At 70.8% G+C, this 26,228-nt stretch carries 24 protein-coding genes; 11 read left to right on the top strand and 13 right to left on the bottom strand.

Annotated elements, in window-relative coordinates; genetic code table 11:
* The first annotated feature begins 392 nt into the window (after positions 1-392).
* Positions 393-1,892 (top strand): SulP family inorganic anion transporter, encoded by a 1,500-nt coding sequence (locus ACN27J_RS19240; RefSeq protein ID WP_421368165.1) that lies wholly within the window; start codon positions 393-395, stop codon positions 1,890-1,892.
* 6 nt (positions 1,893-1,898) lie between these two features.
* On the opposite strand, the gene ACN27J_RS19235 is transcribed toward ACN27J_RS19240, so the two are convergent.
* Positions 1,899-2,171, bottom strand: a complete 273-nt coding sequence (locus tag ACN27J_RS19235; RefSeq protein ID WP_421368163.1) for a hypothetical protein — start codon at positions 2,169-2,171, stop codon at positions 1,899-1,901.
* A gap of 95 nt (positions 2,172-2,266) precedes the next feature.
* On the opposite strand from ACN27J_RS19235, the gene ACN27J_RS19230 reads away from it, so the two are divergent.
* Positions 2,267-2,473 (top strand): VOC family protein, encoded by a 207-nt coding sequence (locus ACN27J_RS19230; RefSeq protein WP_421368160.1) that lies wholly within the window; start codon positions 2,267-2,269, stop codon positions 2,471-2,473.
* A gap of 72 nt (positions 2,474-2,545) precedes the next feature.
* A complete protein-coding gene (locus ACN27J_RS19225) occupies positions 2,546-3,124 on the top strand; it encodes a hypothetical protein (protein ID WP_421368158.1) in 579 nt (192 codons plus the stop codon).
* On the opposite strand, the gene ACN27J_RS19220 is transcribed toward ACN27J_RS19225, so the two are convergent.
* From ACN27J_RS19220 to ACN27J_RS19205, 4 genes are all read right to left on the bottom strand, one after another.
* The gene (locus ACN27J_RS19220; protein WP_421368155.1) at positions 3,107-4,381 is read right to left on the bottom strand and encodes a cytochrome P450; all 1,275 of its coding nucleotides are present in this window, start codon (positions 4,379-4,381) and stop codon (positions 3,107-3,109) included. The genes ACN27J_RS19225 and ACN27J_RS19220 overlap by 18 nt on opposite strands.
* 11 nt (positions 4,382-4,392) lie before the next feature.
* Complete coding sequence (locus ACN27J_RS19215; RefSeq protein WP_421368152.1) at positions 4,393-4,941, bottom strand: DUF5825 family protein; 549 nt, start codon at positions 4,939-4,941, stop codon at positions 4,393-4,395.
* A gap of 1 nt (position 4,942) precedes the next feature.
* On the bottom strand, positions 4,943-6,799 hold the full coding sequence (locus ACN27J_RS19210) for a RiPP maturation radical SAM C-methyltransferase (RefSeq protein WP_421368149.1): 1,857 nt from the start codon (positions 6,797-6,799) through the stop codon (positions 4,943-4,945).
* Positions 6,800-7,013: 214 nt separating this feature from the next.
* Positions 7,014-7,772, bottom strand: a complete 759-nt coding sequence (locus tag ACN27J_RS19205) for a ferritin-like domain-containing protein (protein ID WP_278172288.1) — start codon at positions 7,770-7,772, stop codon at positions 7,014-7,016.
* 293 nt (positions 7,773-8,065) lie between these two features.
* On the opposite strand from ACN27J_RS19205, the gene ACN27J_RS19200 reads away from it, so the two are divergent.
* From ACN27J_RS19200 to ACN27J_RS19165, 8 genes are all read left to right on the top strand, one after another.
* Positions 8,066-9,301: an MFS transporter gene (locus ACN27J_RS19200; protein WP_421368146.1), complete on the top strand. Its 1,236-nt coding sequence runs from the start codon at positions 8,066-8,068 to the stop codon at positions 9,299-9,301.
* A gap of 76 nt (positions 9,302-9,377) precedes the next feature.
* Entirely contained in the window at positions 9,378-10,481 is a 1,104-nt protein-coding gene (locus ACN27J_RS19195) for a thiamine pyrophosphate-dependent enzyme (RefSeq protein ID WP_421368143.1), read from the top strand.
* Positions 10,478-11,431, top strand: a complete 954-nt coding sequence (locus ACN27J_RS19190) for an alpha-ketoacid dehydrogenase subunit beta (RefSeq protein WP_421368140.1) — start codon at positions 10,478-10,480, stop codon at positions 11,429-11,431. Before ACN27J_RS19195 ends, ACN27J_RS19190 begins: the two co-directional genes overlap by 4 nt.
* Positions 11,428-12,732 (top strand): aminotransferase class III-fold pyridoxal phosphate-dependent enzyme, encoded by a 1,305-nt coding sequence (locus tag ACN27J_RS19185; RefSeq protein WP_421368137.1) that lies wholly within the window; start codon positions 11,428-11,430, stop codon positions 12,730-12,732. The genes ACN27J_RS19190 and ACN27J_RS19185 overlap by 4 nt, the downstream gene beginning before the upstream one ends.
* Positions 12,733-13,201: 469 nt before the next feature.
* On the top strand, positions 13,202-14,434 hold the full coding sequence (locus ACN27J_RS19180; RefSeq protein WP_421368135.1) for an RCC1 domain-containing protein: 1,233 nt from the start codon (positions 13,202-13,204) through the stop codon (positions 14,432-14,434).
* Between the two features lie 128 nt (positions 14,435-14,562).
* On the top strand, positions 14,563-15,810 hold the full coding sequence (locus tag ACN27J_RS19175) for an FAD-dependent oxidoreductase (RefSeq protein WP_278172281.1): 1,248 nt from the start codon (positions 14,563-14,565) through the stop codon (positions 15,808-15,810).
* 8 nt (positions 15,811-15,818) lie between these two features.
* Positions 15,819-16,295 (top strand): MarR family transcriptional regulator, encoded by a 477-nt coding sequence (locus ACN27J_RS19170; protein WP_421368132.1) that lies wholly within the window; start codon positions 15,819-15,821, stop codon positions 16,293-16,295.
* A gap of 151 nt (positions 16,296-16,446) precedes the next feature.
* Positions 16,447-17,733, top strand: coding sequence for a cellulose binding domain-containing protein (locus ACN27J_RS19165; RefSeq protein WP_278172279.1), 1,287 nt, complete (start codon positions 16,447-16,449; stop codon positions 17,731-17,733).
* A gap of 283 nt (positions 17,734-18,016) precedes the next feature.
* Here the strand turns inward: ACN27J_RS19165 and ACN27J_RS19160 are convergent, their stop codons facing one another.
* The 8 genes from ACN27J_RS19160 to ACN27J_RS19125 form a co-directional block, all read right to left on the bottom strand.
* Positions 18,017-18,364 carry a hypothetical protein gene (locus ACN27J_RS19160; protein WP_278172278.1) on the bottom strand — a complete coding sequence of 116 codons (348 nt, stop codon included), beginning with the start codon at positions 18,362-18,364 and terminating at the stop codon, positions 18,017-18,019.
* 60 nt (positions 18,365-18,424) lie between these two features.
* Positions 18,425-18,790 (bottom strand): hypothetical protein, encoded by a 366-nt coding sequence (locus tag ACN27J_RS19155; protein ID WP_278172276.1) that lies wholly within the window; start codon positions 18,788-18,790, stop codon positions 18,425-18,427.
* 172 nt (positions 18,791-18,962) lie between these two features.
* The gene (locus tag ACN27J_RS19150) at positions 18,963-19,943 is read right to left on the bottom strand and encodes a helix-turn-helix domain-containing protein (protein WP_421368128.1); all 981 of its coding nucleotides are present in this window, start codon (positions 19,941-19,943) and stop codon (positions 18,963-18,965) included.
* Positions 19,944-20,204: 261 nt separating this feature from the next.
* Positions 20,205-23,186: a helix-turn-helix transcriptional regulator gene (locus tag ACN27J_RS19145; RefSeq protein ID WP_421368125.1), complete on the bottom strand. Its 2,982-nt coding sequence runs from the start codon at positions 23,184-23,186 to the stop codon at positions 20,205-20,207.
* Entirely contained in the window at positions 23,180-23,548 is a 369-nt protein-coding gene (locus tag ACN27J_RS19140; protein ID WP_421368122.1) for a holo-ACP synthase, read from the bottom strand. Before ACN27J_RS19140 ends, ACN27J_RS19145 begins: the two co-directional genes overlap by 7 nt.
* Positions 23,532-24,764, bottom strand: coding sequence for an acyl-CoA dehydrogenase family protein (locus ACN27J_RS19135; RefSeq protein WP_421368119.1), 1,233 nt, complete (start codon positions 24,762-24,764; stop codon positions 23,532-23,534). Before ACN27J_RS19135 ends, ACN27J_RS19140 begins: the two co-directional genes overlap by 17 nt.
* Positions 24,757-25,359, bottom strand: coding sequence for a hypothetical protein (locus tag ACN27J_RS19130; protein WP_421368116.1), 603 nt, complete (start codon positions 25,357-25,359; stop codon positions 24,757-24,759). Before ACN27J_RS19130 ends, ACN27J_RS19135 begins: the two co-directional genes overlap by 8 nt.
* Entirely contained in the window at positions 25,356-26,228 is an 873-nt protein-coding gene (locus ACN27J_RS19125; RefSeq protein WP_421368112.1) for a hypothetical protein, read from the bottom strand. Before ACN27J_RS19125 ends, ACN27J_RS19130 begins: the two co-directional genes overlap by 4 nt.

Here is a 26,228-nt window from a genome sequence, read left to right as displayed (position 1 = left end):
ATGGGACGGGACGCGCGCGTGAACACATCGACAACTATAGATGAATATCGACGGCTTCGGGCCCGCCGGGAGCGGCCAGGGTGCGCAGTGCCGCAGCGGCGACCACGGCTCGGGTGGCTGCGGCACCACGTAGAGGTGGTGACGATTGCCACCTCCGCGCCATCCCTACCCGTCCGCGACGGTAGATTCCCCCCCCTGCCGTCCGTGCTGTTCGACCTGCACGGCGGGGGATGGTTTCCGAGGCGACGACGCCAGGAAACAACCAGGTCATCTTCTCGGGCCACCGTGATCGTGACGGATCGTGCCGCCGCGACCACCGGGATCGGTGCTGGTCCGCGAATCCCGACACGAGACCCTGCGCGCTGCCGCGCGCCCTGATCGGAAAAGGCTGTATGTCTGCGTTCTCTCCTGCGGCGTTCCGGCCGCGTCTGTCCCGCCCGTCGTGGGTGTCCCCGAAGGTGTTCCGTACCGAGGTCCTCGCTGGCCTGGTGGTCGCGCTCGCGTTGATCCCGGAGGCGATCTCGTTCTCCATCCTCGCCGGGGTCGACCCACGGGTCGGGCTGTTCGCGTCGTTCACCATGGCGGTGACCATCGCGATCTGCGGCGGCCGGCCGGCGATGATCTCCGCAGCGACCGGCGCGATCGCGTTGATCGTCGCCCCGTTGGCCCGCGACCACGGGCTCGGCTATCTGCTGGCGGCGGTGATCCTCGGCGGGGTGCTGCAGGTGCTGCTCGCCGTGCTCGGCGTCGCCCGACTGATGCGGTTCGTTCCGCGCAGCGTGATGGTCGGCTTCGTCAACGCCCTGGCGATCCTGATCTTCGCAGCGCAGATGCCCTACCTGATCGGGGTGCCGTGGCTGGTCTATCCGATGGTCGCCGTCGCGCTGGTGATCATTGTCGGGCTGCCCCGGCTGACGAAGGCGGTGCCGGCGCCGCTGGTCGCGATCGTCGTGCTGACCGTCGTCACGGTTGTCGCCGGCTTCGCCGTGCCGACCGTCGGTGACCAGGGCGCCTTGCCGGACAGCCTGCCGATGCTCGTCCTGCCGCAGATCCCGTACACCTGGGCGACCCTGCAGGTGATCGCCCCGTACGCGGTCGGCGTCGCGCTGGTCGGGTTGATGGAGTCGTTGATGACCGCCAAGCTGGTCGACGACATCACCGACACCCACTCGAACAAGACCCGCGAGTCGTGGGGTCAGGGCGTGGCCAACATCGTCACCGGCTTCTTCGGCGGCATGGGTGGCTGCGCGATGATCGGCCAGACGATGATCAACGTCAAGGTGGCCGGTGCCCGGACCCGGCTGTCGACCTTCCTGGCCGGGGTGTTCCTGCTGATCCTGGTCGTCTCCCTGGGCGACATCGTCGCCCGGATCCCGATGGCCGCCCTGGTCGCCGTGATGATCATCGTCGCGGTGTCGACGTTCGACTGGCACAGCGTCGCCCCCGCCACCCTCAAACGAATGCCGTGGGGGGAACTCGCGGTGATGACCTCCACCGTCGCCGCGGTGCTGGTCACCCACAACCTCGCGATCGGGGTCATCATCGGTGTTCTCGTCGCGATGGTGATCTTCGCCCGCCGGGTGGCCCACATGGTCGAGGTCACCAGCGTGCTCGACCCCGACGGCAGCACCCGGATCTACTCGGTGCACGGCGAACTCTTCTTCGCCTCCAGCAACGACCTCGTCTACCAGTTCGACTACGCTGGCGACCCCGACCGCGTGATCATCGACATGACGCACGCGCACATCTGGGACGCCTCGTCGGTGGCCGCGCTCGACGCCATCACCACCAAGTACGCCAGTCGCGGCAAGACCGCCGAGATCATCGAGCTGAACCAGCCCAGCGCCCGGATCCACGGCACCCTCGCCGGGCAGCTCAGGGTCGGCCACTGACACCGGTCAGGCCGGCGGTGCGCCGCCGGCCGCACCGGTGGACGTCCGGTCCGCCGACCCTTGCGGGTCGGCGAGCCGGAGCAGGGCGACGAACCTGACGACGGCCGCCAAGACGTACGCTAGCGACCGCTCAGCGAGTTCGTCCTCGTCGCCTGGCGGTGCTGCGGTGCCCGCAACTGGGTGGCCGGTCGCGGCAACGGCGAACCCGGCCAGGAACATCAGATCGGGTACGGGAGGACCACCGATGCTCGCCCGCCTCGTCGAGGACGCCTCCGGCACCGTCCCGGCCAGCCTGACGCTGGAACTGTCGTGAACAGGCACAAGCCCGCTGCGGGTACGCCACCGTACCTTGGCGCCGACGGTGAATCTGCTGGATGGACATCAAGACCCGCGACATCGCTGACACCGCCCGGTTCTTCTCCGCCACGCTCGGCTGGCGCTTCGCGGTAGACGATGACGACTGGCGCCGCGCCACCACGATCACCGGCGGCAACCTCGCACCGCCCGTCCCGGGCTTGCCGCCACGTTCTACACGACAGTTGTCCGCCGACGGGATCACCATCCAGGTGATGGCTTTGTAGGATTGCCGACGACCTTCAGCCTCGACCAAGGCCGCCGGCTTCGCTTGCGTACGGTCGCTACGCTGCTGCGTCGTGGTCGACGAACCGAGCCGAATCAGCACGTGGGCGCTCCGAGTGGTGGTGTACGGCGGGGCGGTGACCGGGCTGGCGCTGTCGGCGGCGGCGTTCGTGGTCGACGACGCGCCGCTGTGGTGGGTGTTGGTGGGTGCGCCGCTGGCGGTCTGCTGCGGGCTGCTGGTGTTCGTCTGGCTGCGGTTCCGGCTGCGTCACCGCTCGCCTGAGGCCCGTAGGCGGGCGGTCGAGGCGATGGCGGCTCGGCGCGACACGGTGGGGCGGCCGTTGGAGCGTTCCCGGATCGCAAAGCGTGCCACCCGGCACAAGAAGCCGGTGCTCGCCGCTGGCGTGCCGACCACCGCGGTGGTGCAGTTCCTCGCGTCCGCGCACCGGGCCAGTCAGTTTCGCCACCTGGTCTACCTGGAGCTGGAGGTCGTTGGACCGGACGGCGCCCGATACCTGGTCAAGACCGGCGAGTACCTCGACGCCTCGTCTGCCGGGTCGGTGGCCCCCGGCCGGGTGCTGCAGGTCAAGGTGGATCCCGTCGACCCTGACCGGGTGGCGGTGGACTGGGAGCGGTCACTCCGGCTGACCTGAGCGGAACCGCTCGGCCTTGGTCGGCCAGTCGACCGGCAGCGCGAGCGGGCCGCGCACGATCGTACCGGCGCGCCACCGTACCGCGTCCGGGTCGGTCAGCCGCAGGCCCGGCGCCGCCGCGACCAGCGCGCCGACCACCTCCTGGATCTCCATCGTCGCCAGCCAGGCCCCGAGGCAGCGGTGCGGACCGTAGCCGAAGGTGACATGCCGGGCCGTCGGGCGCCGGTCCGGGTCGAAGGTGTCCGCGTCCGGGAACACCTTGTCGTCACGGTTGGCGGAGATGGTCGAGGCGAACACCGCCTCCCCGGCCCGGACCGTCAAGCCGCCCAGCTCGACGTCCTCGGTCGCCACCCGGGGCAGCCCGCTGCCGCCGTTGAGCGGCACGAACCGGAGCAGCTCGTCGACCACCGCCGGCACCCGATCCGGCTCCCGGCCCAGCAACTCCCAGAGGTGGCGGTCGCGCAGCAGCAGGTACGCCGAACTGGCCAGCTGGCTGGCCGTGGTCTCGAACCCGGCGGCGAGCAGGGTCACGCCGAACGACACCAGCTCCTGCTCGGTCATCCGGTCGCCGTCGTCGGTCGCCCGGACCAGCATGCTCAGCAGGTCGCCGGTGGCCGACTCACGGCGGTGCGCGATCAGCTCCCGCAGGTAGTCCTCCAGCGCGGCGGCGACCGACCGGAACTCGTCGGCCGGCATCGGCCCGGGCATCAGCAGCGCGTGCGTCCAGGCGCGGAACCGGTCGCGGTCGGCCAGCGGTACGCCGAGCACGTGGCACAGCACGGTCAGCGGCACCGGCAACGCGACCGCCGCGTACAGGTCGCCCGGTGCCGGGCCGGCAAGCAGCGCGTCGATCCGTTCGGCGGCGACCTGCCGGACGTACGGGCGTATTTGCTCGATGCGCCACTGGGCGAACGCGCTGGCCGCGATGCGTCTCAGCCGGCCATGTTCGGGTCGGTCCAGGTCCAGGATGGTGGTGGCCACCGGCGGGGCCTCGGTCTGCCGGGGCACGTCCGGGCCGCAGGCGGCGGCCCGGCTGAACCTGGGGTCAGCGAGCACCGTGGTCACGTCGGCGTAGCGGGTGGCCAGCCAGGCGTCGCCGCCGTACGGCAGCCGGATCCGGGACACCGGGCACTCGGCGCGCAGCCGGGCCAACCGTGGATCCAGCCCCAGCTCGTCGTAGTCACGGAACGGGTACAGCGGCGGCTCGTGCGGCTGCGGGTCGTGCGGCTGCGGCTCGTGCGGCGCGGATGCGGTCATCGCCGGCTGCCTCACACCGCTACGTGCGGTACCGGCCAGTGCCGCATCCGGTAGGGAAGGATCAGCACCGCGTCGCCGGCCGCGCAGGCCAGCCCGGCTTCGACGGCGACGGCCGCCGCGTCGACGTCGCCCGGCGCCGGCACCCCGGACGGGTCCTCGGCCAGCCGCAGGAACGCGTCCGCGCCGTCGGTGATCACCATCCGGCTGGCCTCGACCCCGGGCCGGACGTCCTTGACCACCACCATTCCCGGCCCGCGACGGTAGTAGCAGCTGCCGTACCGGTAGGCCAGGCCCCACTCGCCGGCATAGGCCCGGCTGGCCTGATCGGTGCCGGCCGACGGCGCGACCAGGTGCACGTGGGTGTCCAGCGGGAACAACGGCCGCCCGCGCAGGGTCCAGCGCAGCCGTACCGCGTGGCTGGTCACCGCGCGCAGGAACCGCAACTGGGCCAGGTCCTGTTCGGGAGAGTCGCCGAAGTCCAGCGGCTCCGGCAGGGTCACCGTCCGCAGCGACCAGGCGGCCAGATCGGTACGGTCGGTGAGCAGCGTCGCCGTACCCATCTCAAGCCACCTTGACCGGTTCGACGGTGGTCGCCAGGGTGATCCAGCGACCGTTCTCCTCGAAGACCAGCCCGGCGTCGTCGAGTTCGGCCAGCCACCGCGCCAGCCGGTCGGTCTCCACCGGCAGCCCGGCGGCGGCGAGCCGCCCGGCCAGGGCCCCGACGGTACGGCCGTGCTCCAGTTCGGCGTAGGCGCGGCGCAGCCGGGGGTCGGCGATACGGTGTTCGCGGTCCGGCCAGCCGACCCGCCGGTCGGCGATCACGATCTCGTCGGCGTCCAGGCCGGTGAGCAGCTGCAGCGCGCTGGCCGGATAGCCGTCGGTCCAGCGTTTGAGGAGCTCGTTCAACGGCTCGGCGTCCTGCTCGGACAGGCCGGCGGGTTCGGTGTCGAACAGGTAGACCAGATCGGCCAGCTCGTTCTCGGGCAGGTCGTAGACGTGCTGGTAGAGCCGGGCGGCCCGGCGGGTCGGGAAGCCGAGCACCGGGTTCTCGAAGTACGGGCTGAAGCGTTCGAGCAGGATTCGCGACGAACCGGCCGGCGGCTGCAGGTGCATCAGCCGGGGGAGCTGACGCAGCACCGAGTCGTAGTCGACGCGGCGTTCGCCGGGGAACCCGTACAGCCAGTTCCACGACACGGTGAGGCCGGCGGACTCGCAGTCGCGCAGGGTCCGTACGTTGTGGACGCCGGAGACGCCCTTGTCCATCAGCTTGAGCACCGGGCTGACCAGCGATTCGATACCGGGCTGTACGTGGGCCACGCCGGCCGCGCGCAGCGCGTCGATCTCGGTCGGCCGTAGGTTGGACTTGACCTCGTAGTGCAGCCGCAGGTCCCAGCCGAGCGCGGCGACGCGGGGCAGGAACTCGGCGTAGTAGTGGTTGTCGATGATGTTGTCGACCATGATCACGTCGAGGGTCTGGTGCCGGCCGACCAGCTCGGTCATCTCGGCGATCATGCGTTCGGCGGGCTTGGCCCGGAACGTCATCGCGGTGCCGTTGAGCCCGCAGAAGGTGCAGTGGTGCTTCTCGCCCCACCAGCAGCCCCGGGCGCCCTCCAGGACCAGCTTGGGTTCGATGTACTCGCCGATCGGCGATGCGGCGAGCTGGTCGAACCAGTCGTCGAAGTCCGGGGTGGGGATGCGTGCCGGGGGCAGCAGCGTGCCCTGCGGGTTGTGCCGTGCGGTGCCGTCGGCCCGGCGCCAGGACAGCCCGGGTATCCGGGCGAGCCGGGCGTCGAGGCTGTCGTCGCCAGCGTCGAGCGCGTCGAGCAGCATCGGGAACGCGACCTCGCCTTCGCCGCGTACCACGAAGTCGACGAACGGGAAGTTGCGGTGCAGGGCGATCCCCATCGCGCCGTCGCAGTTGCCACCTCCGAACGCGATCCGTACGCCCGGGTCGAGCTGGCGGATCCGCCGGGCGACCGCGAGGCTCGGCACGTTCTGCATGAACGTGGTGGTGAAGCCGACCAGCCGGGGATCGTTGGCGAGGATCTCGGCGGCGGCCAGCTCGACGAAGTCGGCGGCGTACTGGCGCATCGCGGTCGGGCCGGCGATGCCGGTGCCGTACTCGGCCGCGTAGCGGCGCAACGTCTCCACGCCGAACTCGAGGTCGTCGTGCAGCACCCCGGCGAAGACCCAGTCACCGAGGCCGTCGAACAGGCCCACCTCGGCGACCTCGGTGTAGTCGGCCGGGCCCAGCTCGCCGTCGCTGCGTTCCATCAGGAACTCGGCCCAGCGCAGGCTGCCGTGGTACGCCGTCGGGGCGGGCCGCCCACTGGCGACGGTCACCGCCTTGAGCAACCCGATCGGCAGTGATGGTGATTCGATGGCCTGCCAGGGCATGGCGACCAGACATACGGACATCGGCCGGGCCTTTCAGCTGGTGAGCGCGTCGTACCGAGGTGCGCCGGATGGGGCGGGACCGCCCCATCCGGCCGATCACGTCTTCGGCCCTCCACGCGGTCCTACCCGCGCTTCGCCGGCCGCGGTCACTTCTCGGCCTTCCGAGTCGGGACCAGGTACTTGCAGGTGCCGTGAGCCGGCGTCTTGATGGTGACCTTCTTGATGGTCAAGATCTTCACCTCCCTCCGTCCATGTCGACTCCACCGGCGCTCAGGCGGGCCCGGTGCCGGCGGAGAAACCAGTGCCGCAGCCGGTCGGGCTCGCGGCCGGTCAGATCGGCGAGGGACACCGAAATCTTGTCCAGGTAGGTCAGTCGCATGCCGATCTCATGCCACTGCGACCCGTACTCGCGCCACAGCTCGCGCCCCTCGCCCGTGGCGGACTCGCGGGCCAGGTAGTTCAGGCCGATCGCGACGTGCTGGATCTCGTCGCGGCGTACGTGGTGGTAGAGCAGGCCGAGCGGGTCACCGGCGAACACCTCGCGCAGCAGGATGAACTCGTCTGCGGCGAACCCCTCCAGCATGGTGTGCACCAGCGCCCGGCCCATGTACGGCAGCCGGGTCAGCGCCGTGTCCAGCGGCTCCATCAGCTCGGGCGCCTCCGGCTCCGGCTCACCGCCGCCGACCAGTTTCGCGTACTGGTAGAAGGCGTCCGCGTGTCGGGCCTCGTCGGCGGTGGCCAGGGCGAGGCTGAACCGCAGCGGCGCGTCCTCGGTCTGCGCGGCCAGCGTCGCGGCGGCGACCAGCCCGGCCTGCTCGGCGTAGTAGCCGCGCGAGGACATCCGCCAGGCCAGCTCGGCCCGCTCCCAGCTGGGGTCCGCCGGCCCGTCGGCGATGATGTCCGCGGCGCGCCACGGCGTCTTGTCGCGGGTCACTCCGAAGACGCGGTACGCCAACTCGTTGCGATCAAGATCATCGGCATCGATGAGTGCCATTGGCAACTCCCCAACAGGCTTGCCGCCCAGCGTCGGTCACGGGATTACGACAAGCAGGAGATTCTCGGTGCGCTGATTCGTGTGCGTCGGCGATGATGCGCGCCGTCTGCGGCGCACGATGTGATGAGCATAAATGACCTCGCGTCGGAACGGCAAGCATTACCGGGCCGGCCGGTGGTCGGTTCGCGACCCGGGAAACGGGCGAAGGGTATTTACCTTGATCACCGTGACTTCCGATGGCGACCGCGGCTGTGGGAAGGTGACTCGACCGACCGAGCCGAGGAGTGGTGCCCATGCCCGGCCGTCTCGCCACGTCGATCGCGGTGGATCGACCGCTGCGCCCGGCCGTCGCTGCTCAGGCCGCCAGCGTCGTCGGCACCCACGTCGCCGCGCTGGCCCTGCCGACCGTCGCGGTGGTGGCGCTGCACGCCTCGCCGGTGGCGGCGGCCACCCTGTTCGCCCTCGAGTACGGTGCCCAGGCGCTCGCCGCACCGCTGCTCGGGGTGGTCGTCGACCGGGTCGTCGACCGGCGCCGGCTGCTCATGGCCGCCAGCGCCGGAACCGCCGCCGTGGTGCTGGCCGTACCGGTCGCCGCGCTGGCCGGAGTGCTCTCGCTGCCGCTGCTGTACGCCGTGGCCGGCCTGTCCGGAATCCTCGGTGGGCTGGTCACCATCGGCCTGCAGGCCACCGTGCCGCAACTGGTCGAACCGGACCGGCTGGTGCCGGCGAACGCCGCGCTGGCCGGTGCCCAGTCGGCCGGCCAGATCGCCGGGCCGGCGCTGGCCGGCTGGCTGGTGCAGACCCTCGGCGGGGCGCTGGCGATGTCGGCGAACGCCGCGGCGCAGGCGCTGGCCGCCGCCGGTTTCGCCGCGCTGCGGCCCCGGCCGGGCGGGACGCCGCCGGTGCCGGAACATCCACTACGGGCGTTGCGCGACGGGGTAGCGGCGCTGCGCGGCCGTCCGGAGTTGGTCCGGATCGCGGTCACCGCCGCCGCGCTGAACCTCGGCGGGTCCGCGATCGGCGGTCTCTACGTGCTGTATGCCTACCGGGTTCTCGACCTGTCGCCGTGGGTGCTCGGGTTGACCTTCGCGGTGAACAGCGTCGCCGCCGTCGTCGGCGTGGCCACCGCGCGACGGGTGATCGCCCGGCTCGGCCATCCCCGGGTGGTCCCGGTGTTCGCCCCGCTCGCCGGGGCCGCTCTGATGCTGATCCCGCTGGCCGCCGTCACGCCGTCGGTGCTGACCCTGATCGTCTACGAGATGATCTTCGGGTACTGCGCCACGGTCTGGCTGATCGCCTCGGTGTCGCTGCAGCAGTCCGTGGTCCCCGGCCCGCTGCTGGGCCGGGTGCTCGCGTTGAGCCGGGCGCTCGCGGTGCTGGCGGTGCCGGTCGGATCGCTGCTCGCTGGCGTCGCGGCGCAACTCTGGGGGGTGCTGCCAACCCTGATCTGCTTCGCTGCCGTAGCTTTTCTCGGCACCGTCTCCGTCGTTTCCCGGCGGGTGGCCACCCACAACCTGACCACATCCTGACCGGACCCCGACCAATTCCAGTATTGCGACCAGCGTCGATCGGTCACCTATAATTGGCGACATTCAGCAGGTGATCATGATTGCTTCCGATGCGACCGGTGAATGGTTCTCCGCCGGCGCAGGGACGGGGAACGCCCAGACGATGGACCTGTCGGACGCGTACCGCGAGATGGTTCGGATCAGGGTCTTCGAGGAGCAGGTTCTGCGGTGCGCCGCCGCCGGCCAGGTGCCCGGATCGGTCCACCCGTACACCGGGCAGGAAGCTGTCGCGGTCGGGGTGCTGGCCGCCCGGCAGCCCGACGAGTGGGTGGTGAGCTTCTACCGGTGCCACGGGCACGCGCTGGCCGCCGGGGTGGCGGCCGCCGGGCTGGCCCGGGAGATCCTCGGCCGGGTCGGCGGGGTCTGCGGCGGCAAGGCCGGGTCGATGCACATCGCCGACCGGTCCCGCTACCTCCTCGGCGCCAGCTCCATTGTGGCTGCGCAGCTGCCGATCGCGGCCGGAGCAGCGCTGGCCGAGAAGACCGCCGGCAGCGGCCGGGCGGTCGTCGCGTTCTGCGGTGACGGCGCGTTCGGCGCCGGCGCCGCCTACGAGACGCTCACCGTCGCCGCCGTGCTCGGGTTGCCGCTGCTGCTGGTCTGCGAGGAGAACGGCTGGCAGGACCACACCCCGAGCGACCTGGTGCGGCACCGTACCCCCGGTGAGATCGCCCGCGGCCTGGGGCTGGACTGCGACGAGGTGGACGGCAACGACGTGGCCGCGGTGCACCGGGCTGCGGCGGCGGCCCTGGCCCACTGCCGGGCCGGCCGCCCGCAGGTCCTCGTCGCCCACACCTACCTGCGGCACTTCCATGCCCAGCTCGGCCCGCAGCCGCCGGGTGAGTACCGTCCGGCCGCCGAGCGGGAGCGCTGGCTGGCCCAGGATCCGCTGACCCGCGTTGAGGCGGCCCTCGCCAGCCCGTCCGCAGCCAGCCCGTCCGCAGCCAGCCCGTCCGCAGCCAGCCAGGAGCGGGCCGTCGAGATCCGCGAGCAGGTCACCGCGGAGCTGGCCGAGGTCTTCGCCGACGCGCTGGCCGCCGACCGACCGGATCCGGCGAGCGCGGTCACCGCGGTCACCGCCGCGGCCTGGCCGCCCGGTGCCACCTGGCCGGAGGCCGTCACGGTGCGGGAGCCGGTGGCATGACCCGCCGGCACCCGTCCGTCGGGGCGGTCCGCGGCGCCCTGGCCGACCAGCCCACGATGAGCATGTTCTGCACGTACCAGCAGCCCGACCTCATCGAACTGTTCGGTGCCGAGCGGATGGTCCGGCTGCCGATCGCCGAGAACACCATGCTCGGCATGGCGGTCGGGATGGCGCTGCTCGGCCGCCGGGTGCTGGTCAGCATCGCCCGCGCCGCCTTCCTGTTCACCGCCTTCGACCAGCTGGTCAACGAGGCCACCAAGTGGCGGTACATGTCCGACGGGCAGTTCACCGTACCGGTGGTGGTGCGCGGGCTGACCCAGGGCGGCGAGCAGCTCGGTGCCCAGCACGAACACGCCGCGCACGGCCTGCTCAGCCAGATTCCCGGGCTGGTCGTCGCGGTGCCCGGGTCACCGAACGCCGCCGCCGGGCTGCTGCGCACCGCGCTGGTGCACCCGGATCCGGTGGTGGTGCTGGAATCGCCCCGGCTGTACGCCGCCGACTGGGCGTCGCTGCCCGAGCCGGAGCCGACCGACGCCGCACTGCCGTTCGGCGTCGCCGGCCGCGCCCGCCCCGGCCGCGACCTCACCCTCGTCGGCATCGGCAACACCGTCGCCACCTGCCTGCGGGCCGCCGCCGTCCTTGACCGGGACGGGCTGCACGCCCAGGTGGTCGACCTGCGTACCGCCGCACCGCTGGACCTCGACGGCGTCACCGCCATGGTCCGGGCCGCCGGTGGTCGGGTGATCCTGGTCGACGAGGCCCCGGCCGGCGTCAGCGTCATGTCCGCGCTCGGCCTGCATCTGGTGCGGGCCGGCGTGGTCGCGCCGCACCGGCTCGACCTGCTCGCCGGTGCGCCGGTCCCGGCGCCGGTGAGCCCGCCACTGAACGCCGCCCTGCTGCCAGACGAGGAACACGTCGTGTCCGTCGCCCGCCGAGGAGCCAACCGATGATCGACCGGTCCACCTACCACGCCTGGCACGGCATCACCCCGATGGGCGAGTTCCTCGCCGAGTCCGACCCGGACATGTTCCTCGTCGGCGGCGACGGTAGCTACGCCGTCGACCAGGCCGGCCGGCGTTACCTCGACGCCCGCTCGTCGATGTGGAACGTCACCCTCGGCTATTCGTGCGAGCCGGTCAAGGCGGCGATGCGCCGCCAGCTCGACGAGCTGCCGTCCGGCACGGTCATGCGCTACGAGCATCCGCCCCGGGTCACCGTGCGGTACGCCGCCGCCCTCGCCGCGACGCTGCCGCCGACCCTGCGGCACATCCGGTTCGGCAACACCGGCAGCCAGATGACCGAGGCGGCCGGCATGCTGTCCCGCTTCCACCGCAGAATGACCGGCGAGACAGGCCGTGACCGGATCATCGCGGTGCACGGCAGCTACCACGGCACCGGGCCGTTGGCCACCGCGCTCACCGGTGAGCAGATCCTGCACGAGTGGTCGGCGCCGCTGGACGACCGCGTGGTGCACGTCGTCGGGGGCGACGGACTGCTCGACGCCGTCGCCGGTGTCGTCGACCGGCTCGGCGCGTCGCAGGTGACCGCCGTCATCGTCGAACCGGTGATGGGCAACTATCTGCACGCCGCCAGCGTCGACCAGTTGGCGGCGCTGATCGACTACTGCCGGGCCCGAAACATCCATGTCGTCGCCGACGAGGTGACCACCGGCGCCGGCCGGGTCGCGGCGATGACGGTCAGCGAGCGGCTGCCCAGCCCGCCCGACATGATCGTGCTCGGCAAGGGTCTCAGCGCCGGCTACTTCCCGCTCGCCGCGCTCGCGGTCGCCGATCCGATCTTCGACGCGCTCGCCGAGCCGCCGTTCCGGCTCGGCTTCCCGAACGGCAGCACCACCGACGGGCACCCGCTCGGCGCCGCCGCCGGCCTCGCCGTCCTGGAGATCCTCACCGCCGACGGGTTTCTCGACGGCGTCCGCGACCGTGGCCGGCAGCTGTGCGACATCCTGCGTGACACGCTGGCTGACGATCCGCACGTCGGTGACGTACGCGGTGAGGGGATGCTGCTCGGCCTGGAGCTGCGCTACCGCGACGACGGTACGCCGTGGACGGTGCGCGACGTCTACCGGCTCCGGCTGGCCTGCCGGGACAACGGGCTGCTGACCAGCTACTCCGACGGCGTGATGCCGCTGCTGCCGCCGTTGACCATCAGCACCGACGAGTGCGCCGAACTCGCCGTGATCCTCGGCAAGACGATCACCGCGTACGCCGCCGAGCATCTCGGCGCGCGGTAGCCGGCACGGCCCACCATCGCCGCCGTCGCGGTTACCCGGACGGAGTGGCCAACCTGTCAGGCAACGACCATTCGGTCGATGTCCGGGGAGTGTCTGGAGAAACCGTAGCGCGGTGCCCCGACAAGGTCGCATTTTTCAGCGTACGGCAGGCAGACGGTGCCGTCGTGCAGTCCTCCACCAGCCTGCCACTGTCCACGTAGGCACTGGTGGAAGTGGCAGGTCCGCCAGCACTACGCCGTGATCCTGGTGATGCGGCTGACCGTACATCATCAGGAAAGTGCGTTAATAAGACGTATTCCTACAGTGCTCTCATGCGGGGCGTTCCCGTCATTGGCAACGGTGTCCCATGGCCTCGGTAAGATTCGATGTACATCGATGTATAGTTCACTGGCATGTAGTTGCGGGTCGCTGGTGACCTGCCGGGGCAACGCCGCCTCACCGGAACCGACGATGTCTGGGAGAACAGGACATGAACGAACACCAGGAGAGTTGGCTGCGGATGCGATGGCGGCGGACAGCCCGAACCGCCGTCGCGGTGGCGGCCTCCGTCGGGATCACCGTACTGGCTATCGGGTTCACGGCGGGCGCAGCAACGGCAGGTGTCGGCTCCGCCGACCGGAACGCGCGGGAGGTGGCGATCGCCGCCGCGCCGGTATCCCAGGTCGCCGCCGGCAATCTGCACACCTGTGTGACCCAGACCGATGGAACCCTGTGGTGCTGGGGCAACAACTTCTACGGCCAGCTCGGCGACGGGACCACCACGAACCGGACCGGTCCGGTTCAGATCGGCAGCGCCACCACGTGGGCGGGTATCGACGCCGGCAGCGGCAACACCTGCGGGGTACGCACGGATGGAACGCTCTGGTGCTGGGGCAACAACTCCAGCGGGCAGGTCGGCGACGGCTCGACCACCAAACGGACCAGCCCGGTGCAGGTAGGCACCGCCACCACCTGGGCGAGCGTCAGCATCGGCAGCAACCACACCTGCGCCGTGCGGACCGACGGCACCCTGTGGTGCTGGGGCCTGAACCGTCATGCTCAGCTCGGCGTCGGCTTGTCTCCCTACAAGGCGACGACCCCGCTTCAGGTGGGCACGGCGACCACCTGGGCGAGCGTCACGACCGGCTACGCCCACACCTGCGCGGTGCGGACCGACGGGACCCTGTGGTGCTGGGGCAGTAGCTCGGACGGCCAGCTCGGTCTCGGCATCCTGAGCTACCGGGCGACACCGACGCAGGTGGGCACCGCGACGACGTGGGCCGAGGTGACGGCCGGCTACGTACACACCTGCGCGGTCCGCGTCGACGGGACGCTGTGGTGCTGGGGCGAGGACGGGTACGGCCAGGTCGGCGGGGGCGTCGGCTCCCAGACCACCCCGCTGCGGATCGGCACCGCCAGCAACTGGGCAAGCGTGGACGCGAGCCTCGACTCGTCGTGCGCGACCCGTACCGATGGCAGCCTGTGGTGCTGGGGCAAGAATTCGTCCGGGCAGCTCGGCGATGGCACCACCACCCACCGGTCGACCCCGGCGCAGGTCGGCACCGCGACCACCTGGACGGACGGCTTCTCCGTCACCTACCACGCCTGCGCGGCACGCACCGACGGCAGCCTGTGGTGCTGGGGTGACAACACGTTCGGGCAGCTCGGTGACGGCACCACCACGCACCGGTCGACCCCGGCACAGGTGGCAATGCCGGGCTGAGCACCGCCGGTTCCGCGCCGAGCCGCAGTCAGAAACCGCCGTACGGGCCGCGCCGCTCAACCTGAGCGGCGCGGCCCGTACCGGTGCTACGGCCTTGCCCAGATTGCCTTAGTCATTAAGATAATTGGATGAGCGTATCGACTGACTTCACGGTGGCGATCGCCGGCGCCGGGCTCGCCGGGCTCTGCCTCGCCCAGTACCTGGCGCGCGCCGGCATCGACGTGCACGTCTACGAGCGGGACTCGGGCCCCTACGTCAGGCGGCAGGGCTACCGGATCATCCTCGACCGGCACGGGCTGGCGGCGCTGCGGGAGAGCCTGCCCCGCCCGCTGTACCGCCTGGCGCTGGCCACCGGTGACGAGCCCGGCGGACGCCTGCGCTTCACCGACCGCCGGCTGCGGGACGCGTTCACCATCACCTTCAAGGACGAGCCGCACGCGACCCGCCAGGTCGACCGGCTGACCCTGCGGTCGATCCTGCAGTACGGGCTGGACGGGCGCATCCACTACGGCAAGACCGCCGTCGCGGTCGACAACGGTGATCCGGCCGGGCTGCGGCTACGGTTCTCCGACGGCGGGTCCGCCCCGGCGTCCGTCGTCGTGGGCGCCGACGGCGTCGGCTCGGCGCTGCGCAAACAGCTCATCCCGTACGCGGACCCGGCGACCACCCCGATGGTGGGCATCTACGGCCGGTCACCACTGTGGCAGGGCGGCGAGAGCGTCATCCCGGACGCGCTGCGTACCAGCGGGGTTCTGGCCATCGCCGACCGGCCGGGCCGCGCGTTCTTCTTCACCTCCATGCGGTTCGGCGAACGCCCGCCGGAGGCGTTCGCCCGCCTGGCACCCGGCAGCTACGCGCCAACCGGCGACGACTACGTCATGTGGGGGGTGCTGCTGCGGCAGGAGGAGGTGCCCACCGTCGTCCGCGGAGACCTGCGGGCACTGCGGGACCTGGCCACCCGGACGAGTACCGACTTCCACCCGCTCATCCGGCGGCTGGTCGACACGGCCGAACTGGACGCCACGGTGCTCAACGTCTTCGCCGCCGGCCGACGCCCACGCCGGTGGGCGGTGCCCCGGGCGACGATGATGGGCGACGCCGTGCACGTCATGCCGCCGTTCGGGGCCCAGGGCGGCAACACCGCGCTGCGCGACGCCGCCCTGCTCGGCCGCAAACTGGTCGACGCCCGGACGGACGGCACCCCGGTGGAGGAGGCGATCGCCGCCTACCAGGACGAGATGGTGCCGTACGCCTTCCGTGCCGTCGACACCGCCGCCGGGCTGATGCGCCGCCTCACCGGGGGCGCGGCCGCACCGCACTGGGTGCTGACCCGCGTGCTACCTCGGCTGCACCGGGTCACCGTGCCGGAGGCATGATTGCCGGCATGTCCCACGAGCCGGCCCGTGCGGCCGCGACCGCCGACCTGATGCGCGCCGGGCGGGAGACGTCGCGGCTGTCCATGGTGTTCCGGTACGCCATCGCCGAGCAGCTGGGCCTCACCGTGAGCGACCTGGAATGCCTGGACTACCTGGCGGACAGCGGACCTGTCACCGCGGGGCAGATCGCCGACCGCACCAACCTCACCACCGGGGCGGTGACCAGCATGCTCCGCCGGCTCCAGCAGGCCGGCTACGTCAGCGCCGAGCGCGATCCGGCCGACCGGCGTCGGGTCATCGTCAGCCTGAGGCCAGAGCGGATGGCCGACCTGGAGCGACCGTACGAGCGGTTCGCCCAGCAGACGCAGCGGCTCATCGAGGGCTACACCGTCGAAGAGATCCGGCTGCTGGTCCGGCACTACGACCGGATACAGGCGATGTACCACGCCGAGCTGGACCGCCTCCGCAGCGGCGACACCGCGTAGCGTCCGCCTGAGACGTCGTCGTGCAGCGGTTCTTTGGGAAGTATATTGATGATCTTGACTATTTGTCTCTGACTATTTAGTCTCTTGGTGTCTTGTGTTTCACGGCTGTGGCGGGCTCGCCGGCCACGTCGAACGACGGATCGGAGTGATCATGTCCAAACGGAGATCCGTTGCCGGATCTGTCGCGACGGTGGCGGCCATCGCCCTCGCGTTGAGTGCAGTGATGGTCGGCGGCGGCCTCGGCGCCACCGCCTCGGCCACCGATGTCGGCGCGTTCGCCGCGAGTGCTGGTTGCGGTAAGAATCCGACGCTGACCAGCGGCACGCGGAACATTCAGAGCGGCGGCCAGACGCGGACCTTCACCCTGCGGCTACCCGACGGGTACGACAGGAACCGCCAGTACCGGCTGATCTTTGGCTTCCACTGGCTCAACGGCTCCGCCGGAGACGTCGTCAACGGCAACTACTACGGACTGCTGCCGCTTTCGAACAACAGTGCCATCTTCGTTGCCCCCCACGGCCTCAACGCCGGCTGGGCCAACTCCGGCGGCCGGGACGTGACCTTCACCGACGACATGATCCAGTTGATCGAGAATGATCTCTGCGTCGACACCTCGCAGCGCTTCTCGTTGGGCTTCAGCTACGGCGGGGGCATGAGCTACGCGCTCGCGTGCGCCCGGGCGAACGTCTTCCGTGCCGTGGCGGTCTACGCCGGTGGCGTCATCAGCGGATGCAGCGGCGGTAACGACCCGATCGGCTACCTGCACGCCCACGGCATCAGTGACAACGTTCTGAGTATCGCCGGCGGGCGTTCCATGCGGGACAGGTTCGTCAGGAACAACGGTTGCACCCCGCAGAACGCTCCGGAACCGTCACCGGGCAGCGGCAGGTACATCACCACCACCTACACCGGCTGTACGGCGGACCACCCGGTCGTCTGGCACGCGTTCGACGGCGGCCACACCCCCACCCCAGGGTCCTGGCTCCCGCAGGCGACGTGGCAGTTCTTCGCCCAGTTCCAAGGCGCCACCCCTGGCCCGACGACCCCTGGTCCGACGACCCCTGGTCCGACCACTCCCGGTCCGACGACCCCTGGTCCGACCACTGCGCCGCCGGGCAGCGGAGCCTGCCGGGTCACCGCGAACGTCAACGCATGGAACACCGGCCTCACCGAGGACATCACCGTCACCAACACCGGTACGGCCACGATCAACGGCTGGTCGCTGACCTTCACCCTGCCCGGCGGGCAGAACATCACCAACGGGTGGAACGCCAGCTACTCGCCCAGCTCCGGGCAGGTGACGGCCAGAAACGTCTCCTACAACGGCACCATCGCACCCAACGCGTCAGTCAGCATCGGCTTCCAGGCCACGCACACCGGCAACACGGCCAAGCCGACATCCTTCAGCCTCAACGGCGCGTCCTGCACCGTGACGTGACCGTGGGGTGCCGCAATCGCGCCCATCCAGCTCGGTGGCACAACGGTACCGGACCGGACCGCGCCGGACCTGAGGCCGGCCCGTCGTCGGGCAAGTGGGAGCAGTCGGGCTGCTGACCTGGTCGCCGCACGCCGGACCAGTTGACTACGGACAAGCGGCGGGCCGGATCTCGACAGGGATCCGGCCCACTGCTGTCTGCCAGAATTCTCGCCAGGTCGACGGTCGACGACCGCCGTGGGACCGATCCTGGTCACCGCCGGCAGCTACACCAGAGTCCTGCGGATCAGATGCCGCAGGAGACCGTGGCACCTCCGCCGGAGAGCAGGTCGTTTCGGGACCAGCCCGACACGCCGGTCGCGCGGTTGTGCAGGTAGGTCCAGCGGGCACCATCGTGCCCGGTCCGCCAGCAGCGGAACGTCGCGGTCTGACCGGGCTGGCCGTGGCCGAGTGAGGTGCAGTCGGTGCCGGGTCCGGTGCGGATGTTGATGCCGGTCCCGGCGAACGTGCCGTTGACCTGCGGCTCAAAGCTGGCGATCCCCTGCGGGCAGGACGCTTGGGCCGGAGCGGCGACCGCCAGCACGGCGGCACCGCCCACCATGACAGCGGCGATCGTGATTCTTGCGAGTCTCATCTGGATCTCCCTTGACGATGTGGCCGAACATGTACTGAAGCCGTGCCGGTGGGTGCGGGATCAGAAGTGGGGATCGAGCCCGCTGCCCCAGGTGTACGAACCCGTGCTGGACAGTTGGAAGTCACACTGGATGTGGTATGACCATCCGTTGTTCTTCTCGGTGAGGTAGCTGTGGTGCCGGTAGGTTCCGGCGCTGGGAACCCCGGGCCACAGTTGATCCGTCCAGGTGTACGTGCCGGGCAGGATGCGGCCGGTGTAGGTCTGGCATGGTGCCGATGTGGGGAAGGTCCACCAGCCGTAGCTGCCGTCGTCGAGCTTGATCTCGCGGCTCACCAGCGCGATCGGCATCCCGCTGTAGGGCATGGCAGTCAGGTGCTGGGTCTTCTGGTTGTAGGCCACGTCGGCGGCCTGCGCCGGTCCGGACATGATCGGCATCATGACGAGTACCAGAGCCACCGCGGTGGCCCGGTAGAGTCTCTTTGCCCACGAGCGCACGATCTTCCCTTTCTCAGTGCTGTCGCTTCGAACGAGGTGACATTCCTGAGACGAGACTGCCTGCCGCGGCGACGACTGTCGTTGTGCCTGGACGCACAGGTGTTTAGTCTCCGTGTACGGTCGGGAGCTGATTGCGGAACTCAGTGGGCGACTGGCGGTAACGGGCGCGGAACGCCTGGCTGAAATGCGCGCTGCTGGTGAATCCCCACCGCCGGGCGATCGCGTTGATCGTGTAGGGGGCGAGCCGGGGCTCGGCGAGGTCGCGTCGGCATCCTGCGAGGCGCTGTTCGCGGCTCCAGCCGGCGACAGTGTGCTCCTCCTGCTGGAACAGCTTGTGGAGGTAGCGAACGGAAATGTGGTGCGCTGCGGCGATCACGTTCGGAGTCAGGTCCGGGTCAGCGAGATTGTCGCGGATGAAGGCGTGGATGCGGGCGGTCAGTGCCTGCCGGCGCGTGTCTTCGGGGACGAGCTTCTGGGTGTCCAGCGCATCGGCCAATGCCGTGATCAGCACATCGAGCGTCAGGGTGGCCAGACGCGCGGTCTCGGCCGGGGTCAGTTCGTCCATCTGGTCGGCAAGCTGCAGCAGGAAACGCGACGACAATGCGCCGATGCCGCTGGTGCCGGTAATGCACACAGCACTCAGCTCACGCACCTCCTGGGGAGGAAACGGCAACAGGGCCCGTGGAAAACGCAGGAGTAGCATCCGGCTCGTCGAATCGTCCGGCCGGAGTTCGGCCAGGTACGGCCGCGAGGTGTCGTAGAGCACCAGATCCCCGGTGCCGAACTCCGCGCGTCTACCGTCCTGCGTCAACATGCCGCTGCCACTGACCATGCAGCTCACTTTGAACACTTCCGGGTCTGCCTGCCGGATCAGCCGGGGCGTGCGGCGCACCGAGTGCGGCCTTGTCGTCATCAAGGTCGCCTGTACCGGGCCGAACTCGCAGATGACGACCCGTGCCTCGAACCCGGCCTCGGACTGCCGTTCCCGGGCCAGGTCGTACGGCACCCAGAGTTTCGCGCTGACCTCGCGCCAGAAGGCGAACCGGTCGCCCGGCGAGACGTCGGCAGTACTGACAACGTCCATCAATAGACCATAGCCCACAGTTAGCCTGATGCTAATTCGAGAAATCCGCAGGCCGCCTACCGAGATCAAAGGCGGCTCACAGCGTGACCTCAGCCTGGGCGACCCAGGTAGTCCGGAACCTGGTCAGGGACCTCGAAGACACCGGCTGCCAGGGCCAGGCCGGGCCATGCTCGCCGCCTACGATCTCGACTTGCCCGAATAGGTAGGTATGGGCGTCGGATTGGGCAAAGCCGCACGTTGGCCGCCGTGGCGTCGACGAGGTCAGAAGGACTGCGCCGGGGCCAGCCCGTTGAGGTGGAAGCAGCGCACCAGGGCGGCCCGGTTGGTGACGCCCAGCTTGGTGAACACGTGGGACAGATGCATCTCCACCGTCTTCTGGGTGACGAACAGCCGGGCCGCCACCTGCCGGTTGGTCAGCCCTTCGCTGACCAACGTCGCCACCTGGGTCTCCCGCCGGGTCAGGGCCGAGGACCCGCCTTGGCGGCGGGCCCGCCGGGCGCCGCCCGAGGCACCGGCCAGCCGCCGTCGTTCGGTGTGTACCTGGCGGGCGAACAACCCCGCTCCGCAACGGTCGAAGAGCTCCTCGGCAAGCCGCAGCGTCGCACCGGCCCGATCTCGGTCGCCGTCGGCCACCAGCGCTCTCGCGGCTACTGTGTGGGCGTGCGCGGCCTCCAGCGGCATTCCGACCCGGGTGAGCACATCCGCGGCAGCCCAGGCCGCCACCGCTGCGGCGGTGGGATCCCGTAGCGCCAGGACCCGAGCGCCTGCGGAGGCAGCCAACGCTCTGCGGCCCGGCCGTCCGAGTCGCTCGGCCACCTCGTACGCGCGCTGCGCCCACTCGTCCGCCGCGTCCGGGTCGCCCTCGACCAGCGAGGCCCTGGTCAACATCTCGTACCAGCCGACCTGTGCCCAGGGTTCGAGGTCCGGCAGTCCGGCGGTCGCGGCCACGGCCAGGCAACTGGCGGCGTCCCCCAGCGCGAGCCGGGTCTCGGCGTACGCGCTCAGCGCCAGCCTCCCCGGCCAACCGGAGACGGGCACGTCGAGGGCGTCGGGTTCCGCAGCCGGCCCGACCTGTTCGGTTCCGGTCCAGACGGCCAGCAGTCGGCTCATCGCCTCGGCCGCAACGTGCAGTTCGCGGAACTGCGTGCCGGACGCCAGCCGGAGCGCCTCGGCGCAGTCGTCGGCTGCCTCCGTCAACCGCCCGGCGTACCGGTGGGCCAGGGTCCGGGTACACAACAGGTGCGACAGGGGAAAGTAGCTCGCGGCTCCGGGCGAGACATCGATGGCACGACTGAGGTGGTGTGCGGCCTCGTCGAAGCGGTCCAGCAGGATCTCGCTCCAGCCCACCCACAGGGCGCTCTCCGGCTCCGCGCCGAGTTCCGCGTCCAAGGTGGCGTCGAGCAGCGCTGCCGCTCGGATGGTCTCGCCTCCGGCGGCACGGTTGCCCCGCAGATGGTTCGCGGCCGCGAGCAGACCCAACGCGTGCGCTTGTACCGCACCCGGCACACCGGGGGCGCGGCGGGCGGCGCCCAGCGCGGCTGCCGCCCACCGACGCGCCTGCCCGGCCCGGCCGCTGGTCAGTTCCACCGCGCTGAGCGCGAGTGCCAGGGCCGCATGGTCCGCCGGCCGGGCATCGGCGGGTGGCGTCAAACCGGTGCGCAGCAACGCCGCGGCCTCCCCGTGGCGGCCGAGCTGACGTTCGAGCTGGGCGCAGAGCAGGGTCGCCGACGTGCGGTGCGTGGACGGGTGCTCGTCGAGCAGCCGCAGGGCGTCGTGCAGTACGGCTCGCGCGGCCCTCGGATGGCCGACCGCGCCCAGCGCCCGACCGAGCTGCACGGCGAGCGCTACCCGCTGTCCGGCGGGCTCTGCGGTGCCCGGGAGTAGCCGGATGGCGGTGCCGAGCCACCGGACGGCCGTGTGAGGGGCCCGGTCGACCACCGCAGCGGCCGCCTCGCTGAGCACCTCGACGGCTACGACGTCACCGGGCACTGCCAGCCGCAGCAGGTGTGGTGCCTGAACTTCGGGATGACTCCGGCGACGCCGCAATTCCGCCAACGCGCGGGCGTGCGCGGCCAGGCGCCAGCCGGCGTCGGCGGTGAGGTACGCCGCGTGCTGGACCACGCGGTGCCGGAAGGCGAAACACCCGCTGCCGGTTACCGGGCGCAGCAGGTCGGCGGCGACGAGTTCGTCGATGGCCGCAGGTACCTGTTCGGTGGCGATCCCGGCCACCTCGGTCAGCAGACCGGTGTCGACCGGCTCGGGCCCGAGCACCGCGGCGGCCGAGGCCACCAGGCCGGCCGGCCGGGACAGCAGTTCGAGTTCGGTGGCCAACGCGGCATCCACCTCGGCTGGGAGTGCCCCCAGTTCTGGCAGTTCGCTCGCTGTGCCAGGTAGTGGCACCGCGGCCAACAATGCCGACAGGTACTGCGGGTTGCCCTCCGACAATTCATGCAGCATCGCACGCTGGTTGGCCGAGAGCGGCACGTCGGTCAGCGCGTCGAGGTGGCCCCGGGTGAGCGGCGCGACCTCGATCCGGGTCACCTGCCTGGCGGTGTCCAACGCCAGGCGCAGCCGGGCCGGCGACTGGCGACGGCGGTGCGCCATGACCAGAAGCAGCGGTGTACGCGGGGGCGCGTCGAGTAGGTGGCAGAGCAGGTCGACGGTAGCCCGGTCGCTGTTGTGCAGGTCGTCCAACATGATCAGCAGCGGCCGTTCGGCTGCCAGGGTCTCCAGCAACAGCCGCACGGCGCGTACTTGGCGGGCGCCCACTGGTACGCCGGCCGGGGCCAGCGAACGGGCGCCAGCCAAGCGCAGCGACGGGAAGATGGCGTTGAGCAACTGCGCGTGATCGGACCGGAGTTCGGCCAGGCGTGCCGGTGACACCCGGGGCAGGTACGGGTCCAGCGCATCCACCATCGCCGCCATCGGCACGTCCGAACCGGGCACCGGAGCTCGGCCGGCGAGCACCTGCACCCGGTGTCCTCGCGCCACCACGGCGACCTGGTCGAGCAGCCTGCTCTTGCCGATTCCCGGCTCGCCCGCCACTTCGACGATCCGCCCTTCGCCGTCGAGCAGAGCGGTCACGGCCGCCGCCAGCGTCTCGGTCTCCCGCTCCCGGCCCACCAGTGGCCGGCGGTGGCGATCGACTGCGGTTGACCGGCCGGGCGGACGGGGCAGCAACGCCCACCCCGGATTCCGCTGCTGGTCACCTTGATCGCCCAGCGGGCGTTGCCGAGTCACCATCCGGCAGCGACCACGGCGACCAGGTCCCGCTTGTGGGTGACGGAGACGGTCACGTGGGTGATCGAGGCCGACCGTGCTGCCTGGGCGGCGCTGCCCCGCAACGTGACGTGGGGCGCCCCGCCGGAGCGGCGCAGCAACGCGATGTCCCGGGGAGCGACCCCCTCGAACAGGCCGGTGCCCAGGACCTTGAGCACCGCTTCCTTCGCGGCGAACCGTCCCGCCAGGTACTCCCGGCGTCGGCTGTCGCCGAGCGTCTCCGCCTGGGCCAGTTCCTCGGCAGCGAAGACGTACCGGACGAACCAGCCCCGGCGCAGCAGCCGGTCCAGTTCGTCTACGGCGACCAGATCAATGCCGAGCCGCACCGTCGACCGCCCGCTGCGCCACCGGCTGCGGAGCCGCCTGGCCCCGCAGCAGGCTCTGGAAGACCGCCATGGCGTGTAGGTTCGTCGTGCCCTCCATCAGCTCGAATGCCCGCACGTCGCGGTAGGTCTTCTCGACCCAGGGATGCTCAATCAGGCAGGCGGGGCCCAACAGCTCGGCCACCAGCCGGGTGGCGTCCTCGGCGATCCGCGCCGCGCGCGCCTTGACCGCGCCGATACCGGCCACGTCGACCACGCCGGCGTCGATGCCGGCGGCCACCGCGTACGTCCGATGCCGGACCGCGGCGACGCGGTCCAGAATGCCGTCGAGTCGGTGCCGGTCCCACCGCGCCAGCGTCGAGCGGTGCGTGCGCAGATAGTCGCAGGCGGCCTGGGCACAGCCGATCGCCATCGCCGCGATGCCGGGGCGGAACCGGTAGAGGATGTACGTAGCGCCGTAGAGCCCTCGTCGGCTGGGGGACCGATGCGCGCCGAGCAGGTCCTCCGGGGCCACCACGACGTCCTGGAAACGCAACCGGCTGATCCGTGCGCCGCGCAGGCCGACGGTGGGCAGCAGTTCGCCGCTGAACCCTGGCGCGCTGGTGTCCAGCAGCACGGCCTCGATTCCCCATGGCCCGGGTGCTCGCCGGCAGAACACCACACCGATCTGGGCGCGTGCGCCGTTGCCGATGTAGCACTTCACCCCGTTGAGCAGCCAGCCGCCATTCGGTGCCGGGGCCAGCGTTGTTTCCAGCTCCGCTGCAGCCGAGCCCTTGGCCGGCTCGGTCAGGGCGAAGAACGTGTGGGTGGGAGCGGCAGCCAGCCGGCCGAAGTAGCGCTGCCGCTGCTGCTCGTCGGCCAGCGCCTGGACGACCCCGCCGGACAGCGACGGCCCGGGGGAGGCCAGGATCACGTTGGGATCGCCGTAGGCCACCTGCTCCGTGGCGACCACCTGGCCGAGGACGGTGCTGCTCGCTTCCACCAGCGGCGCCGGGAACTCTCCCGTCGAGCGGTACGGCGGCGGCAGCATCCCCTGAACGGGAAAGCGCACCTCCGGCTCGTCGAGGAATTCGGTGATGGCGTCCGGATCCTGGTCCAGCCGCTGCCCGATCGTGCGCAGCCGACCAATCATCGACGCGCAGTAGCCGGCCAGCTCTCGCGTGCGTTCGTCGAGTAGGTCCGTTCCCGCTGACGGTGCGGCCTCGCGAAGCTCAGTCATCGGCGTTCTCCGTATCGGGGTGCAGGTAGACGTTGCCGACCACCTCGGCGAGGTGCAGGTCACCGGCAGGTCCGTCGGCGAGGAAGCCGCTGGCGCCCAGCAACCGCAGCAGGTCCCGGCCGATATCGACCAGGCGCAGGTGACAGCGCCACCGGGCGTACCGGTCGGTGTGCCGGCGTACCTCGGGAACGAACGCGTCCTCGGCCAGCCGCAGCGCGATGTCGGCCAGTTGACCGACGACGAGCTGCTTGGCCAGCAGCGTGGTGTCCCCTGAGGTACGGCCTTCGAGGTGACGCAGTGCGTGGCTGAGGGTGGTGTCCAGCAGCTCGCGGTGCGCCGGCAGCAGGGCTGACGCGAAGCGGTCGGCGGCAGGCCCCTCACCGAAGGCGGACTCGGGAGTGGCCTCGGCGACGGCGAGGCCGAAACGGGTCAGCGGCCCGGGCGGCGCGTCGGGCAGAGCCACAGTGGAGGCGAGAACATGGCCGGTAGGAGACGCGACCAGCCGGCCGGCTGCCGCTCGACGGTGCAGCGCGTCCAGAACAAGCGGGTACGGCGTGCCCGCCGGGTTCGGTGACGCCGGGGGTGCGGGGTTCACAGTCGAGCCTCCCTGAGCTCGGGTGCACAGGTGTTGGTAAGTACGGCGAGTTGGCTGCGGCCGGTTCGCGGATCGGTGTCACACAGAACCAGGCTGGCGTAACGGTCGGCCCATTCGTCGTGGTGACGGGCCAGGTCCAGCCAGACGCTGGTGGAGTAGCCGCCGGGCTGGCAGCGGTGCACCGGCAGGCCGACCCCGCCGAGCTGATCGTCCGGCGGCCACGGACCGGCGACCAGCAGCGCCAGCCCGGGCGGCAGGCCGGGACGTTGATCGGCCAGCAGGTCACTCAGCGGTACGTCAACACCGGCCGCCCGGGCGGTGCGGAAGCGGAAAGCGGACCTCGCGCCGGTGTCGTTGTCGGTGTCGGTGTCGAAGTAGAGCAAGACGGCGCTGTCCAACAGGGGGGTGTCGTGCACCAGCGGATCCCGATACGGCAGCGTGGTCTGCTCGCAGACGAACAGGGCCAGGCTGGCTGCCTTGCCGGACCGGGCGTATGCGTCGGCGACCCGCAACGCGGTGAACGGTGCCCGTAGGCCCTGCTCGGAGAGCGCGAAACTGCGGCTGCGCCCGCCGAACAGAGCGTTCAGCCGGGTGGTGACGGTCTTGAGGGGATAGCGGTCGGGCAGGCCGTAGGCCAGGATCAGCAGGTCGGGAGTTCCGAACGGGCTGGGGCAGCGCTCCATCAACTCCTCGGCCATCTCGCGGAACCCGATGTTGCGGGACTGTTTCATCAGGTCCTCGTCGACCTCGATTCCGTACGGCGCGAGCAGATCCCGTTGGTAGGCCAACAGCGCCTGGTCACGTTCGTACGGGTTGCCGTCGGGACGTACGAGGGCTGCCGCGCCGCGCAGGGTCAGGGACATCGCCAC

Source organism: Solwaraspora sp. WMMB762, assembly GCF_049179115.1.
In the GTDB taxonomy this organism is placed as follows: domain Bacteria; phylum Actinomycetota; class Actinomycetes; order Mycobacteriales; family Micromonosporaceae; genus Micromonospora_E.
This window is presented reverse-complemented; position numbering and strand designations above follow the sequence as displayed.